Below are 15024 nucleotides of genomic sequence, written 5' to 3' on the forward strand. Positions count from 1 at the left end.
CGCACCGCGCTTCCGGGTACTTCGATTCGCTCAGACAGTCCTCGCTCTGCGAAACAGTCCACTGGACTGTTTCGTTCGCTGCGGAACTCCCTCGGCCGAAGCACCCGAAATCGCGACGCTGCTCTTACGAAAACGTGATAGTGCTATTCCGCGATGATGGTGATGAACTTGCAGGGGACGTCGCCGTTGCAGCGCTGGCCGTGGGGGTAGGTGGGGTTGAAATAGATGCTGTCGCCGGCGTTCAGCTGGATGTCGCGGTCGCCGAAGGTGAGGATGAGCGACCCTTCCAGCACGTAGTTGAACTCCTGGCCATCGTGGCACACCAGCTCGGCCGGCTCGTCACACGGATCCAAGATGACCAGCAGCGGCTGCATGATCTTGCGGGCATAGCGGCTGGCCATGTCCTCGTAGTGGTACCCCGGGAAGCGCTCGACCTCCTCGGTCTCGCCGCGGCGCACCAAATGGTAGGTGTCCAGCTTCGGTGCGGTGCCCGTGAGGATCTCGGTGAGGTCGACGCTGAACTTGCGGGCCATGTGGTAGATGGCTGAGATCGGGATGTCCTCGCCGGTCTCCTCCCATGCGCGGTAGGTGTCGATGTCCACGCCGAGCTCCTCGGCCATGGTGTGGCGCGACACGTCGCAGGCCTCGCGCAGGCCCTGCAGGCGCTCGCCCAAGTCTTTCAGGTTCTCTTCTTCCATGTTTGTCCTTCTGTCCTGTCCGGCGCGAGACGGGGCGGGCATCCCCGTGCTCAAGCAATGGCTCGCTCGGCGGAACAGCCCACTGGGCTGTTCCGTTCGCTGCGCAACCTGCGCGCGGGGACGCCCGCCCCGTCTCGCGTCTGCTGCGCCGTGATTGAATACTAAGCGTTGATGCCGAGTTTGATGGCTTGGCGGTTCTGCTCCAGCTTCTCGGGCTTTTTGCCGGCCACCTTCGCGATGGCGCCGTCGAGCGCCTCCTCGGAACAAAAGCCGGTCTCGGCCCACAGCTTGCCGATGAGCACGATGTTGCCGAGGCCTTTGAGGCCGGCCTCCTCGCACATCTTCGTCGCGGGAATGCCGATGACCGTCACGCCCTCAGGCTCGGTGAGGCTCGGCACCATGGCCGTGTCAACCACCACGATGCCGCCCTCTTCCACGTTGTCGATGAACTTGTCAAAGGAGGGCTGGTTCAGGGCGATGAGTGCGCGCGGGCGCGTGATCAGCGGGCTGCCGATGGGCTCATCGGACAGCGTCACCGAGCAGTTGGCGGTGCCGCCGCGCATCTCGGGGCCGTAGGAGGGCATCCACGACACCTCGCGGTCCTCGATGAGGCCGGCCGTGGCGATGACCTTGCCGGCGAACAGCGATCCTTGGCCGCCGAAGCCGGCGACGACACAGGTAAGATCCTTGCCCATTAGTTGCCTCCTTCTGACACAGCCTCGGGATGGGCGATGGGGCAGGCGGCATTGCGGGCGCTCGCCGCCTCGGCAGCATTGGCGAAGCCGTCGGCGGTCACATCGCGCACCACCCCGAGCGGGTAGTACGGCAGCATGTTCACGCGCATCCACTCGAAAGCGTCCTGCGGCGTCATGCCCCAGTTGGTGGGACAGGTGGAGACCACCTCGATGAACGAGTAGCCCACGCCGTCGATCTGGTTCTGGAAGGCCTTCTTGATGGCCTTTTTGGCCTTGCGCACGTTCTTCGGCGTATCGACGCAGACGCGCTCGATGTAGGCCGGGCCGTCCAGCGCGTTCAGAAGCTCGCTCACGCGGATGGGGTTGCCGGCTGTGGACACGTCGCGCCCGTAGGGGCTCGTCTGGGTCACCTGGTTCGGCAGCGAGGTGGGGGCCATCTGGCCGCCGGTCATGCCGTAGATGGCGTTGTTGATGAAGATGATGGTGATGTTCTCGCCTCGGGTGGCCGCATGGACCGTCTCGGCCATGCCGATGGAGGCCAGATCTCCGTCGCCCTGATAGGCGAAGACCACCTTGTCGGGATGCACGCGCTTCACCGCCGTGGCCACCGCGGGCGCTCGGCCGTGGGCGGCCTCGATCATGTCGCAGCCGAAGAAGTCGTAGGAGATGACCGAACAGCCCACGGGCGCCACGCCGATCGTCTCGCCTTCGATGTCCAGCTCGTCCATGACCTCGCACACCAGACGCTCCACGATGCCGTGGGGGCAGCCGGGGCAGAAGTTCGTGACCACGGGCAACAGGGAGTGGGGTCGCTCGAAGACCACCTTCATTTCCTTCTCAGTCGTCTCGGCCATGCTACTCACCTACCTTCTCGTTCAAAGCGACAATGGCCGCCAGCACCTCGTCGGGGGTCGGGATGACGCCGCCGGTGCGGCCGTAGAACTCCACCGGCACGCGGCCGGCCACCGCCAGACGGACGTCCTCCACCATCTGACCCATGTTCATCTCCACATCGAGGAAGGCCTTGGCCGTGGGAACGACCGCCTCGATGGCGCGGGTCGGGAAGGGCCACAGCGTGATGGGGCGCACAAGCCCCGCCTTGATGCCCTGCTCGCGGGCGGCGTTCACCGCCGAGCGGGCCACGCGGGCGGCACCGCCGAAGGCCACGAGCACGATGTCGGCGTCCTCGGTGAGGTAGGTTTCGGCCTCCTGCTCGGTCTCTTCGATGACGGCGTAGCGCTCGTAGCGCTCGCGAACGAGGTCCTCCAGATCGGACGCGGTCAGATACAGCGAGTTCGCCACGTTGTGGGGGCGTTTGTGGCCGTGGCCGCAGGTGGCCCAGGGCTTCTCCGGCAGATCCTCTAAGGCGAGGGCCTCGGGCAGCACCACGGGTTCCATCATCTGGCCGAGCATGCCGTCGGCCATGATCATGACCGGCACGCGGTACTTGTCGGCCGTGTCGAAGGCCTTGAAGGCGTAGTCGGCCATCTCCTGCACCGTGGAGGGCGCGTACACGACGATGTGGAAGTCGCCGTGGCCGGTGGCCTTGGTGGCCTGCCAGTAGTCGGCCTGGGAGGGCTGGATGGAGCCCAGACCCGGGCCGCCGCGCTGCACGTTGACGATGACGCCGGGCAGATCGGCGCCGGCCATATACGAGATGCCCTCGCTCTTCAGCGAGATTCCCGGGGACGACGAGGAGGTCATCACGCGGGCACCGGCCGCCGACGCGCCGTAGACCATGTTGATGGCCGCCACTTCGGACTCCGCCTGAAGGTAGGTGCCCCCCACCTTCGGCATCATCTTCGCCATATAGGCGGCCACCTCGGTCTGGGGCGTGATGGGGTAACCGAAGAAGAAGCGGCAGCCGGCGCGCATGGCCGCCTCGGCCATGGCCTCGTTGCCCTTCATGAGTACTTTCTCAGCCATTGAACTACCTTTCAACCGTGATGGCCACATCGGGGCACATGGTCGCGCAGGTGGCGCAACCGGTGCACTTGTCCTCGTCGGTGCAATGGGCCGGGTGATAGCCCTTGGCCGTGATGACATCCGGATCGAGCTCGAGGATGCCCACCGGGCAGACGTCGGTGCACAGCCCGCACCCCTTGCAGAAGAAATCGTCGATGGTGACTCGCGCCATGGAAACCTCCCTTGCTTAACTCGCGCACGGGCCGCTGCGCCCGCGCCTCTCTCTCATGCTGAATGGGCCGCCCTTAGGACCAGGGAGGCTTGACGTACACGCTCACAGCATAGCCATTGGGAATGCCCGACAGTGCTGTTGACCCCGTGTTTTCTCGCTGAATGGCCTGAATGGGGGCGGTAATGCAGGCAACGGGAAGGCCTGCCATCGAGGCCACGGCCTGGGTATACGGGACACTTTCGGCGATGTGTCCCATAGTTGTCTCGCCCTGCAGGTGGGAGTTGCCCACCACGGCCGTGGCCTCAAGATGGCTCTTGGCCTCTATCTCGCGCAGCACCGCCACCGCATCGGCGGAGGTCTGCGTGAGGTTGCGGAAGGCGTTCACCACGTAGAGCATGGCATAGGGCCCCGCCGCGAGGGCCGGCGCGAAGCGCGCGAGCGTCGTGGCGCCCACATCGTCGCCGCCGGCATCCACGATGACGATTGTGCGCCCCGTCTCGTCGCGATAGGCCTCCGCCGCGGCCACGGCGAGCTCGCCGGTGACCGACGGGACGTCGAGGCTCGTGCCCGTGTGGCCGAACACCGGCGCGATGAGCCGAGCCCCGGCCCCTTCCAGAAGATCGCGGTACTCGTTCGAGCGGAAGTACGGATTCACGACGTCCATGTCGGCGAGCGTCGCGCGGTAGCCGGCCGCCGCGGCGTCCAGGGCGAGGTTGAGGGCGAAGTTGGTCTTTCCCACCCCGTAATGTCCCGTCACCACCACAACCGGCTCCAACGGGAACGGGAGCCCAGTAGATGCGCCCGCCGTCATCAGATGAGCCCCTCGGGGGTCTTCTGAGAGGCGTGGTGGGTCTTGTCCTGCTCGCGGATGGCGGCGCGGCGAATCTTGCCGTTGACGGTGCGGGGCAGCTCGTCGACGTACTCGATGATGCGCGGGTACTTGTAGGGGGCCGTCTGGCGCTTCACCCACTTCTGCAGCTCGGCGGTAAGCTCGTCGCTTCCCTGCCAGCCGTCGGCAAGCACCACCGTCGCCTTCACGGCGAAGCCGCGCACCGGATCGGGCACGCCGGTGACGGCCACCTCGCGCACGGCGTCGTGCTCGAGCATGACCGACTCGATCTCGAAGGGGCCGATGCGGTAGCCGCTCGACTTGATGACGTCGTCGTTGCGGCCCACGTACCAGTAGTTGCCCTCCTCGTCGCGCCAGGCGGTGTCGCCGGTGTGGTACCAGCCGTCGTGCATGGCCTCGGCGGTCTTCTCGGGATTACGGTAGTACTCCATCATGATGCCGGCCGGATGCGGATCGATGGCGACGCAGATCTCGCCGGTCTCGCCGGTGTCGCACTCGGTGCCGTCCTCGCGGAGGACCTTCATGACGTACATCGGCACCGGCTTGCCCATGGAGCCCGGGCGCGGCGTGGAGTTCGTGAGGTTGCCCACGGTGAGCGGGGTCTCCGTCTGGCCGAAGCCCTCGTAGATGGTAAGGCCGGTATGCTCGCGCCAGAAGTCGAACAGATCGGGGTTCAGCGCTTCGCCGGCCGTGGTGCAGTACTCCAAGCTGGACAGGTCGAAGGCGTCCACGTCCACCTCGGTCATGAGGCGGTACATCGTCGGTGGGCAGCAGAGAGTCGTCACGCCGTAGCGACCGACGAGGGAGAGAATCTCGGCCGGATCGTAGCGGTCGAAGTCGTAGGTGAGCACTGCGGCCTCCATGAGCCACTGGCCGAAGAACTTGCCCCAGACCGCCTTGCCCCAGCCGGTGTCGGCGATGGTGAAGTGCAGCCCCTCGGGGTTCACGTTGTGCCAGTGCTTGGCCGTGATGAGGTGCGCCAGCGCGTAGCCGGAATCGTGGAGCACCATCTTGGGATTGCCCGAAGTGCCCGAGGAGAAGTACATGAGCATGGGATCGGCGCCCGCCGTCTCGCGGCGGGTGAAGTCGGCCGAGGCGGCGCGCACCTCGCTGTTGAAGTCGCGCCAGCCCTCGCGCGCGACGGGGGCCGCGCAGATGCCAGCAGGGCCCGAGAGCGCCTCGCCGACAAGCTCGCCGGCGGGAGCGACCCAGTTCCCGTTCCCGTCGCGAGGGGTGAGCCCGGCGCCGGCAGGGTTCACGAGGATGAGCGTCTCCACGCTGGGGCACTCCTCTACCACCGCGTCGATGGTGTCGGCGATGTCCCCGGCCGAGGTGGCGATGATGGCCTTGATATCCGCCCCGTTCAGGCGATAGGTGAGGTCGTGTTCCTTCAGCATGAAGGTGGCCGGTACCGCCACCGCCCCCAGTTTCTCCAGGGCCAGCATCGTGAACCAGAACTGGTAGTGGCGGCGCAGGATGACCATGACGAAGTCGCCGCGCCCGATGCCGCAGTCCGCCAGGAAGTTCGCCGTCTTGTCCGACCACGTCTTCATGTCGGCGAAGGTGAAGACATGCTCCTCCCCTTCCGGATTGCACCAGACCATGGCGGTGCGCTCGGGGTCGTTGATCGCGATGTCGTCCACGACGTCGTAGGCGAAGTTGAAGTTGTCGGGCATGGTGATGTCGAACCTCGTGAGCAGACCGTTCTCGTCGTAGGCCTCGTCCACGTAGCGCAAGTTGATGTTTCTCATGATGATATCCTTGGGTGAAGTCTTGAAAGGGCGGGCGATTACCTTGGGTTCGGCGACGCCGGATGCGCGGGCGCGCGGCCGGGCCAAAGAACGCCGGCCACACCCGCGAGTCGGGCCGCCTAGATAATCTTCTCCCCCTCGGGCTTCATCACAATGGCGAGGAACACGCAGGGCTCTCCTCCGGTAGCAATCATGCCGTGGCCGCGACCGGAGTCGTACATGACTACATCCCCCGGATTCAGGATCTCCTCGTGATCCTCGTAGGCGAAGCGCATCTGGCCGGAGATGATGAAGTCGAGCTCCTGGCCCTCGTGGTGGGACAGGTGCACGGGCACGTCCTGCTCCTCTTCCAAATAGGGGGCGGTGACCACAAAGGGCTCGGCCAGCTTGTGGCGGAAATGCGGCGCCTTGTGCAGGTACTCGAAGCCAGCGCGGCGCTTGATGGAAAGGCCCGCGCCCTCGCGCGTGAGCGAGTAGCCCGTCAGGTGCGGGTTCTCGCCGGTGAGCAGCTCGATGACGTCGACGCCGAACTTCTCGGCGCACTTGTACAGGAAGGTGAAGGAGAGGTCCTCCTCGCCGGACTCTTGTGCGGCGTATTCCGCCGTCGACCGGCCCGTGGCCTCGGCCATCTCCTGCAATGTGAGGTCCATGTCCTCTCGCAGAGCGCGAATACGCCCCGCCACCTCTTTGATATTCGGCTCCACGACCTGCGACCTCCTTATCGGTTCTCGAAAATGACTGTAGCACGCTATTTTACTGGCATCTCGGCGGTCAACATTTCCAATCGGTTAAAAAGTCGGCGATGCGCCTATAGTTTTTCCCGCAGCTTCGCCATCGCCAGACGCGAAAACGAAGGCGCCCCGAAGGGCGCCTTAAGATCGCGGTGCGCGCGAGCCTAGGCTTTGCGGCGCAGGAGGGCGAGGAAGTGGGCGTCGGGGCCGCCGGGCTCCAGGACGGTGGAGAAGAACGGCAGCTCGATGTCGAGGTCGGGGTTTCGGCAGGGCACCACCTCGAAGGCGGCACCGGCCTCGGTGGCCAGGAAGGCCTCCACGGCATCGGCGTTCTCCTCGTGGGTGACGGTGCAGGTGGCGTAGGCCAGAATGCCGCCGGGAGCCACATGGGATGCCGCCGATTCCAAGAGACGTGCGTCCAGCTCGGCCGATTCGGCAATGGTTTCGGGGCGCAGGCGCCAGCGGATGTCCGCATGACGCCGGAGCGTGCCCAGCCCCGTGCACGGGGAGTCGATGAACACGCGATCGAAAGTGCGCTCGCCCACCAGGGCGTCCAAGTCGGTGGCGTCGCCGATGATGGCCTCGCTCACGTGCGCCCCGTACTGCTCGGCGCGCTCTTGGAGCAGCTTGGTCTTGAAGGCGTGCACGTCAACGGTGACGTACTCGGGGATCTGCTTGCCGTATCGCCGGTAGGCGATGCTCTGGTCGAGGATGGTCTTCGTGGCGCGGCCGGCGCCGATCTCCAAGAACGACTCCGGTGCCGTATCTCCCACCACCAGATCCGCCACTGCCTGGGAGGTGGCGTCGGACACGAGAAGCAAGCCCTGGTTTATCATGCGGCGCACACGGCCATCGAGCAGGGGCACGCCCGACGCCACTTTGTAGCAGCCGGGTACGGCACAGCCGCCCAGCGCCATGGCTTCAGGCCCAGCGTGAGCCGCTGCGAGAACCGAGACGACCTCCTCGTCGGTGGCGGCCTTCAGCGCGTTGACGGCGATGTAGACCGGAGCCGGCTCGTTCGAGGCTACCATGAAGTCGCGGGCGCCCTCGGGCCCGAGCTCTGCGATGAGCCGCTTGGCGAGCCACACCGGGAAACCGTGCAGCCGCGCATAGGCGGCGATATCAGTGCGCGGGTCGCCGAAGGGGAAGGCCTCTTTGGCGCGCACCACGCGGCGCAGCACCGCATTGGCGAGACCGCCCGCGCGCGGCGCCACCGACTTCACCAGCTCGACGCCCTGATCGACGGCGGCATGGGGGCTCTTCTGCAAAAAGACGATCTCGTAGGCCGACAGGCACAGCGCGTCGCGCACTGCCGGGGCCGCATCGTCGGGCGAGTCCATGCAGCCCGTGATGATGTCCTCCAGGGTGCCGCGCGTGCTGACCACGCCCAGCACGAGCCGGGTGGCGAAGGCCCGATCCTCCCGCGACAGGGGCGAGATATCGATGGTCTTGGCGATGATGTCCTGGGCGAACGCGTCGCGCTCCCTCAGCTGGTGGATGGCCGCCAGGGCAAGCTCGCGGGCCGTCGTGGCCTTGTGGGCCTTCTGCCGGCGCACCTGGTCGCGGCGCGGCGCGCCTCCGCGGCCGCCGTCGCGAGGCCCATCGAAGCGCGGGCCGCGATCCTGCGGGACGTCTTGGTCGGGGGCCGCCATGAGCTTGCCGTCGATGAACACCTCGCGCGGGTGGCCCGCCTCGCGGGAATCGCGCCGAGGGCCGCGGTCTGTGCGCGGGCCGAAATCCTTGCGGGGGGCGCTCCCACCAGTTGGCTTGCCATCGCGGGCACGGAAGTCCTTCCGGTCGGCGTCGGATCGCTGCTCGTCACGCGGGCCCCGGTCGTCCTTGCGGAATCCGCCGGGCTTGCCGTCCTTGCGGTAGCCGCCGGGCTTCCCGTCGCGGGGGCCGCGATCATCCTTGCGGAAGCTACCCGGCTTCCCGTCTTTGCGGAACCCGCCGGGCTTGCCCCCTTTGCGGAAGTCGCTCGGCTTCCCGTCACGAGGCCCCCGGTCATCCTTGCGGTAGCCACCCGGCTTGCTGTCTTTGCGGAACCCACCGGGCTTGCCTCCCTTGCGGAAGTCGCCGGACTTGCCGCCGGGGCGCGGCCCGCGGTTCTGCCGCGCGCCGCCCTGGGCGTTGCGATCGCCCTGGCTCGCTCGGTCGTAGGATCGTCTCTGGTTGTGGGATCGATGATCGTTATGCACGGGACCATGTTCCTTCCTCGCCCCGCAGCGCGGGGACGCCGGCGGCAAACGAGCGCGCGTCCATGGCGCGCTTGCCGTCCGGTTTTACTTCGGTTACTTCCAAGACCCCCTCGGCGCAGCCGAGAAGCAGTCGGTTCGCGATAAGGGCCGCCGCGCCGGAGCCCAGGCGGTCGGCAGGAGCATCGTCGGCCACGCGGGCCGCCAGCACCGTCAGCGGCCGGCCGGCGACGACGGCCCGGGCGGGATGGGCGGCGCCCGAGGCACGCACGCGGCGATCGTTCGCAACGGCGCTCTCGGCAGGATCGAGGTTCAGCTCCCCTTTGGCGATCTTCTCGGCGTAGGTGACAAGCGCCTCGTCCTGGGCCACCCAGCGCAGATTGCCGCCCTCGGCCTGGGCCAGCGCCGTGAGCAGCGAGCTGGCGCCCAGGGCTGCCAGCTCCTCGGTGAGCTCGGCGGCTGTGCGCGAACCTGCGGGCAGCGAGCGGCACACGCAGTAGTCGCCGGTGTCGAGCCCCTCCTCCATGGCCATGATGCACACGCCGATCTCCTCGTCGCCGGCGAGGATGGCCCGCTCGATGGGGGCCGCCCCGCGCCAGCGCGGAAGCAGGGACCCGTGCACGTTCAGGCAGCCGAAGGGCGGCAGGTCGAGCACCTCCTTGGGGAGAATCGCCCCGTAGGCCGCCACGCAGATGACATCGGGCGCGAACGCGGCGAGCTCCGAGAGCACCGCGGCGTCGCGCAGCGTGCGCGGCGTTCGCACGGGAAAACCGCGACGTTCGGCCACCTCCTTCACCGGAGAGGGTACGAGCGCCTTTCCCCGGCCGCGCACGGCGTCGGGACGCGTGTAGACGGCCGCGATCTCGTGGAACTCCGCCAACTCGTCCAAGATTTCCGCCGCGAAGCGGGGCGTTCCCATGAAGACGACGCGCACGCTACTTCACCTCGATATCGGTGTCGCCCGGGCGGGCGCCGGCGGCCTTGGCCTCCTCGTAGGCGCGCAGCGCCTCGATGCGGGTCACCGGATCGCAGCTCTCGAAGAGCGTCTTGCCGTTCAAGTGGTCGATCTCGTGCTGCAGGCAGCGGCCGAGCAGGCCGTCGCCCTCGATCTCCCACAACTCGCCGTCCAAATCGTAGTACTGGACGCGCGCCCAGGGCTGGCGCTTCACCGGCACGGTGACGCCGGGGCACGAAAGACAGCCCTCGCCGCCCTCCTCCGGCTCGCCGGCCAATTCCACGATCTCGGGGTTCACGAGCACGATGGGGTTCTTCTCCCCCTTCTCGCCGTCCCAGTCGACGTCGATGACGACCAGGCGCTTGGTGACGCCCACCTGGGGGGCGGCGATGCCGCAACCGTAGTTCTTGTACATGGCGTGGGCCATCTGCTTGGAGAGACGCTTAAGCGACTTGTCGCCGGGCTCGCACGGCTCGCAGACCGTGGCGAGAATGGGATCGGGGGAAATAACAATGGGAAGCACGGTATTCCTTACTCTGTATAGTGAAGTGTCAATGCGCTGCGGCAACCCCGGGCAGCTCTGAGGGGGCCTGGGATCGTATCAGTTGCTTGGGACATTGTGATGCGGAAGCGCCCCTCTGTCCAGATGACCCGCGAAATCTACGGACGGACGGCACTCCCCTACCCCTTCGTAGGGGCTGACCTTGGTCAGCCCTGGCGAGCGGAACGATCATGCACGACAAAAAGAGGGGCGACCAAGGTCGCCCCCTACGGGACAGCGATGGGCGCCCTAGCTGGCGGGAAGGGCCCGATGGGCGACGCGGCGGGCGGCCACGTCCATCTGAAGGGTGGTGACGGCGGCGTGCAGAAGCTCGACCTCCTCGGCGTCGGCCCCGGCGTTCATCTGGGCCGTCAGCGCGCCTATGGCCTCCTCGGCATCGCCTAAGGCCAGCTCCTCGGCCAAGTAGGCGCCGATGGCCTCCGGGGTGCTCGACGGATAGGACGACCCGGCGGTGAGCACGCGGGCAGCATGGGGCGTGGCGAGCGTCGCCTTCGTGACGATGTCGGCCGGTGCGGCGCCCGGGTTCTCGGAGAGGGTCGCCAGCACGCTCTCGGCGAGAAGCCGGTGCACCTCCTCGTGCCACTGCACCTGGGCGAGCGCGTCGGCATGGGCGAGCCCCACGAGCGGGTGCTGGCAGGCCAGGGCCAGAAACTCTCGCTCGAAGCGCAGGCGGTTGCGCTCGGCCTGGGAAAGCGCGCGCCGCGCGGGCCGGGACATGGAAGCTTCGGGGGCGGCCTCCTCCTCGCCGGCGCTGCGGGGCACCTCCAGGGCCGCCAGGCGCTCCAGCACGTCGGCCTCCTCGATGCCGAGACGGCCATGGGCCCGCAGGCGCGACCAGGTGCGCACGGCGTAGTCCTTCGCCACCAGCGTGTCCTTGATGGGGGCGAGCACCGCCAGGCACGCGTCCAGCGCGCGATCGCGGCCGGGCGCCGTGTCCAAGTCGAAGCTGTCGAGGCGCCGCTCGAGGCCGAACTCGATGAGCGGCAGCGCCCCTTCCACCACCTTCTCCAGGGCTTCCGCGCCTTCTGCTTGCACGAACTCGGCCGGATCCTGGTTGTTCGGCAGGGTGACGGCCAGGAGCTCCACGGAGTTGCGGTTCTTGTCGGAGATGCTCTCGCCGATGAAGGCCAGGGCGCGATCGGCCGCCTTCTGGCCCGCCGCGTCGCCGTCGAACAGGTAGACGATCTTCTTGGGCGCGTGCTTGGCGAGCACCCGGATGTGCCGCATGGTGAGCGCCGTGCCCAGGGTGGCCACCACGTTGGTGACCCCGGCCTCGTGCAGCGCGATGACGTCGGTGTAGCCCTCCACCACGATGGCGCAGCCGGTGGAGGCCATGCGAGCCTTCGCCTGATTAAGCCCGTAGAGCACCTGGGACTTGTGGAACAGCGGCGTTTCCTGGGAGTTCAGGTACTTCGGCTCGCCGGTGCCGATGACGCGGCCCCCGAAGGCCACGCAGTCGCCCTGGGCGTCGAAGATGGGGAACATCACGCGCTCGTAGAAGCGGTCGCGCACCGGGCCCCCGCGCCCATCGAGGGCCACGTTGGCGCGGATCATCTCATCGGGTTTGAAGCCCAAGGCCGACAGGTGCCGCACGAGCGCGCCGCGTCCCGGGGCGTAGCCGAGCATCCACTTCTTCGGCACCTCGCCGCCGAAGCCGCGGGAGGCCAAATACTTCCGCGCCGCGTCAGGCCCCTCGCCGCGGCCGCGCATGAGCTGGGTGTGGTAGAACTCGGCCGTGCGCGCGCAGATCTCCTTCATGCGGCTCTTCACCGAGCGCGACACGCCCCCGCCCCGCGCGTCCTCCGCGATGTCGATGTGGGCGCGGTCGGCCAGATAGCGCACGGCCTCGGGAAAGTTGAAGTCCTCGGTCTTCATGATGAACGAGAAGACGTCGCCCCCTTCCCCGCAGCCGAAGCAGTGCCACAGCTGGGTGGCGGGGTCGATCTTGAACGAGGGGGTCTTCTCCTGATGCAGCGGGCAGCAGCACCAGAAGTCGCGGCCCTTCTGCTTGACGGGGGTGCGCTCGCCGATGACCGCCACGAGATCGCTCGCGTCGCGAACTTTCTGGATATCCTCGTCGCTGATGCCGGCCACGCGCCCCCGCTTTCTCTTCGTCGTTTTCTGGAAAGTATAGCACCTCGTTCGCAAACAGATGTTCCTCAAGCTACAATAGCGGCAAAACTAACGATCAGCGAAAGCGAGCGAGCCATGGCAGAGAACAACGTCCCCTACCTTACCCTCGATCCCGACGTGGAAGAGGCCATCCGGGCCGATCGGGCCGCCGGGCGAACGAGCCCCTACCGCACCGACGACGACGCCGTGGTGCGCCGCGAGGACTTCGCCCACGACCGGGCCACGCTCACGCGCCCGGCCTTCGTGCGCGACATCGAGAAGATCTTGAACCTGCCCGCCTACAACCGCTATGCCGACAAGACCCAGGTGTTCTCCTTCGCCGAGAACGACGAGATCTCGCGGCGCGGCCTGCACGTGCAGCTGGTGAGCCGCGTGGCCCGGGGCATCGGGAGCCTGCTCGGGCTGAACTGCGACCTCATCGAGGCCATCGCGCTGGGCCACGACACGGGCCACACGCCCTTCGGCCACGCCGGCGAGCGCTTTCTGTCGGCCTGCTACCACGCGCGCACCGGGCGCACCTTCAACCACAACGTGCACTCGGTGCGGGTGCTCGACAACCTGTACCGCCGCAACATCTCGCTGCAGACGCTCGACGGTGTGCTCTGCCACAACGGCGAGTTCGCCCAGCAGGTGCTGCGCCTGGGAGAGACGGCCACGTTCGAGCAGCTGGACAACTTGGTGGAGGCCTGCACGGCCGACGAGTCCACCATCAAGACCCTGCGCCCTTCCACGCTGGAGGGCTGCGTGGTGCGCGTGGCCGACATGATCGCCTACATCGGCAAGGATCGCCAGGACGCGCTGGCCATGGGGGTCATCGATTCGCTTTCCCCCTTCGATTCCGAGGCGATCGGCGTGACCAACGCGAAGATCATCAACAACCTCACCGTGGACATCGTGAACAACTCCTACGGCAAGCCGGAGATTGCCATGAGCGAGGAGGTCTTCCGCGACCTGAAGCTGGCGAAGAAGCAGAACTACGAGGTCATCTACTTGAAAGAGGGCATGGTGGACGACACCGAGAACCTCGTGGAGGAGATGTTCGAGGAGATGTACGCGCGGCTTCTGGCCGACCTTTTGGAAGAGCGCCGGGAAAGTCCCATTTTCCAGCACCATGTGCGGCGCCTCGCCGCGGCGTCGCGGTCCATCGTGCCTGCGGAATATCTAGCCGGCGAGCCGGACCAGATCGTGGTGGACTACATGGCATCCATGACTGACAGCTACTTCATGGCCATCTACCGCCACCTGTTTCCGGAAAGCGACCGCCGCATCCAAACCCGCGGTTACTGCGCCGACCTTTAGGGCTGAGTGAACGAATTACAACGCCGCCACGGTCTCGCCGACGATCTTGCCCATGGTGGTGGCCCACCCGATGCTGATACCGGCGATGGGGGTGCAGTACTGCAGGGCGAAGCGTCCGCCACAGCTGTTGCCCGTGGCATACAGACCAGGAATAGGCTCATCGTCGCTGTTCAGCACTTGCTGATTGCCGTCGGTCACCAGGCCCGACAGCTCCACGAGACCGAGCTTGAACTCGCTGCTGTCAACGCACGAGGCGTAGAACGGCGGTGTTGCGATGGCGTCCATGAGGAAGGCATCCTTGCCGAAATCATCGTCGACGCCCTGGGCGCACATCTCGTTATAGCGGGCCATGGAGGCGAGGAAGTTCTCCTTCACCTCGGCAGCAAGCCCCATGTTGTCGGCAAGCTCCTCCAGTGTGTTGCCCGCATAGGTGACGCAGCCGCGAATCTTGTGGCCCTCGGCTCCCGCGGCGATGACTTGGGGCAGCTCCTCCTCCAGCGACTGGAGGAAGCCGCCGTCGTGGAAGCCGCCCGTGCCCGGATAAACGTGCTCGACGTGCTGCTCACGGAGAAGCGCCGCCAATGCCTGGGCGCGGGCATACGCCCGACATTCTTCGTGGACGGGAGTCGACTGGGCTTCATCAACGATTTCGATTTGTGCACACTCATCGGCAACGCCGCCGACAACGCCATCGAGGCCACCTCCCAGCTGCCGCTGGGCGAGGCACGCGAGTTTTCCCTTTCGGTCACCTACCGCAACGACATCGCAATCATCCACTGTCAGAACCGCTTTCGCGGAGCCATCGCCGGAAACGGGCCACTGCCGCGCACCACGAAGGGCGGCGATGCTGCCGATCTCGTTTGAAAAAGGCACGGCATTTCGCTATAATACGGGTTAGGCGGTCACCCGCGGCTACGGGCGGCTGCTTCACATAAGTTTGGGTTATGTGATTGAAGAGCCGCTTTCGTAACGCAAGGGGGCGGCCTTTCTCTTTCCATCGCCCCAGCTACTTCCGAAG

General features: G+C 66.6%; 15 protein-coding genes. 2 read left to right on the forward strand and 13 right to left on the reverse strand.

All coding sequences use genetic code 11. From position 1 onward, the window contains the following. Positions 1–143: 143 nt before the first annotated feature. The 12 genes from ACYVRU_RS00785 to dnaG all read right to left on the reverse strand — a co-directional run bounded on the left by ACYVRU_RS00785 (position 144) and on the right by dnaG (position 12668). Positions 144–698 carry a helix-turn-helix domain-containing protein gene (locus ACYVRU_RS00785; RefSeq protein WP_157011664.1) on the reverse strand — a complete coding sequence of 185 codons (555 nt, stop codon included), beginning with the start codon at positions 696–698 and terminating at the stop codon, positions 144–146. A 161-nt stretch (positions 699–859) separates the two neighbouring features. Next, positions 860–1393: a 2-oxoacid:acceptor oxidoreductase family protein gene (locus tag ACYVRU_RS00790; protein WP_114539014.1), complete on the reverse strand. Its 534-nt coding sequence runs from the start codon at positions 1391–1393 to the stop codon at positions 860–862. Next, complete coding sequence (locus ACYVRU_RS00795) at positions 1393–2247, reverse strand: thiamine pyrophosphate-dependent enzyme (protein WP_114539013.1); 855 nt, start codon at positions 2245–2247, stop codon at positions 1393–1395. The genes ACYVRU_RS00790 and ACYVRU_RS00795 overlap by 1 nt, the downstream gene beginning before the upstream one ends. Before the next feature lies 1 nt (position 2248). Continuing rightward, positions 2249–3319, reverse strand: a complete 1071-nt coding sequence (locus tag ACYVRU_RS00800; protein WP_114539012.1) for a 3-methyl-2-oxobutanoate dehydrogenase subunit VorB — start codon at positions 3317–3319, stop codon at positions 2249–2251. 4 nt (positions 3320–3323) lie between these two features. Next, the gene (locus tag ACYVRU_RS00805; protein ID WP_022739974.1) at positions 3324–3530 is read right to left on the reverse strand and encodes a 4Fe-4S binding protein; all 207 of its coding nucleotides are present in this window, start codon (positions 3528–3530) and stop codon (positions 3324–3326) included. A 73-nt stretch (positions 3531–3603) separates the two neighbouring features. Next, complete coding sequence (locus tag ACYVRU_RS00810; RefSeq protein WP_157011667.1) at positions 3604–4341, reverse strand: nucleotide-binding protein; 738 nt, start codon at positions 4339–4341, stop codon at positions 3604–3606. Further along, complete coding sequence (locus ACYVRU_RS00815) at positions 4341–6131, reverse strand: AMP-binding protein (RefSeq protein ID WP_452039248.1); 1791 nt, start codon at positions 6129–6131, stop codon at positions 4341–4343. The genes ACYVRU_RS00810 and ACYVRU_RS00815 overlap by 1 nt, the downstream gene beginning before the upstream one ends. A gap of 119 nt (positions 6132–6250) precedes the next feature. Further along, positions 6251–6835 (reverse strand): helix-turn-helix domain-containing protein, encoded by a 585-nt coding sequence (locus ACYVRU_RS00820; RefSeq protein WP_227069540.1) that lies wholly within the window; start codon positions 6833–6835, stop codon positions 6251–6253. Between the two features lie 191 nt (positions 6836–7026). Continuing rightward, positions 7027–9060, reverse strand: a complete 2034-nt coding sequence (locus tag ACYVRU_RS00825; RefSeq protein WP_223901122.1) for a transcription antitermination factor NusB — start codon at positions 9058–9060, stop codon at positions 7027–7029. Continuing rightward, the gene (gene fmt, locus ACYVRU_RS00830; RefSeq protein ID WP_223901123.1) at positions 9053–9991 is read right to left on the reverse strand and encodes a methionyl-tRNA formyltransferase; all 939 of its coding nucleotides are present in this window, start codon (positions 9989–9991) and stop codon (positions 9053–9055) included. Before fmt ends, ACYVRU_RS00825 begins: the two co-directional genes overlap by 8 nt. A 1-nt stretch (position 9992) precedes the next feature. Further along, the gene (gene def, locus ACYVRU_RS00835) at positions 9993–10535 is read right to left on the reverse strand and encodes a peptide deformylase (protein ID WP_022739980.1); all 543 of its coding nucleotides are present in this window, start codon (positions 10533–10535) and stop codon (positions 9993–9995) included. Positions 10536–10802: 267 nt separating this feature from the next. After that, positions 10803–12668: a DNA primase gene (gene dnaG, locus ACYVRU_RS00840; RefSeq protein WP_302012465.1), complete on the reverse strand. Its 1866-nt coding sequence runs from the start codon at positions 12666–12668 to the stop codon at positions 10803–10805. Between the two features lie 114 nt (positions 12669–12782). Between dnaG and ACYVRU_RS00845 the strand changes: the two genes are divergently transcribed. Further along, the gene (locus tag ACYVRU_RS00845) at positions 12783–14006 is read left to right on the forward strand and encodes a deoxyguanosinetriphosphate triphosphohydrolase family protein (RefSeq protein WP_302012464.1); all 1224 of its coding nucleotides are present in this window, start codon (positions 12783–12785) and stop codon (positions 14004–14006) included. A gap of 15 nt (positions 14007–14021) precedes the next feature. Here ACYVRU_RS00845 and ACYVRU_RS00850 read toward each other — a convergent pair whose 3' ends face one another. Further along, on the reverse strand, positions 14022–14588 hold the full coding sequence (locus ACYVRU_RS00850) for an FAD-binding protein (protein WP_461185598.1): 567 nt from the start codon (positions 14586–14588) through the stop codon (positions 14022–14024). Here ACYVRU_RS00850 and ACYVRU_RS00855 point away from each other — a divergent pair. After that, on the forward strand, positions 14562–14870 hold the full coding sequence (locus tag ACYVRU_RS00855; RefSeq protein ID WP_461185599.1) for a GHKL domain-containing protein: 309 nt from the start codon (positions 14562–14564) through the stop codon (positions 14868–14870). The two genes, ACYVRU_RS00850 and ACYVRU_RS00855, sit on opposite strands and share 27 nt — an antisense overlap. Positions 14871–15024 lie beyond the last annotated feature (154 nt).

Source organism: Adlercreutzia sp. CNCM I-6216, assembly GCF_977113345.1.

Bases quoted from the DNA above. Each gene is read 5' to 3' on its own strand.
- ACYVRU_RS00785 (WP_157011664.1), bottom strand. From the start codon at position 698: ATGGAAGAAGAGAACCTGAAAGACTTGGGCGAGCGCCTGCAGGGCCTG.
- ACYVRU_RS00790 (WP_114539014.1), bottom strand. From the start codon at position 1,393: ATGGGCAAGGATCTTACCTGTGTCGTCGCCGGCTTCGGCGGCCAAGGA.
- ACYVRU_RS00800 (WP_114539012.1), bottom strand. From the start codon at position 3,319: ATGGCTGAGAAAGTACTCATGAAGGGCAACGAGGCCATGGCCGAGGCG.
- ACYVRU_RS00845 (WP_302012464.1), top strand. From the start codon at position 12,783: ATGGCAGAGAACAACGTCCCCTACCTTACCCTCGATCCCGACGTGGAA.
- ACYVRU_RS00810 (WP_157011667.1), bottom strand. From the start codon at position 4,341: ATGACGGCGGGCGCATCTACTGGGCTCCCGTTCCCGTTGGAGCCGGTT.
- ACYVRU_RS00815 (WP_452039248.1), bottom strand. From the start codon at position 6,131: ATGAGAAACATCAACTTGCGCTACGTGGACGAGGCCTACGACGAGAAC.
- ACYVRU_RS00805 (WP_022739974.1), bottom strand. From the start codon at position 3,530: ATGGCGCGAGTCACCATCGACGATTTCTTCTGCAAGGGGTGCGGGCTG.
- ACYVRU_RS00795 (WP_114539013.1), bottom strand. From the start codon at position 2,247: ATGGCCGAGACGACTGAGAAGGAAATGAAGGTGGTCTTCGAGCGACCC.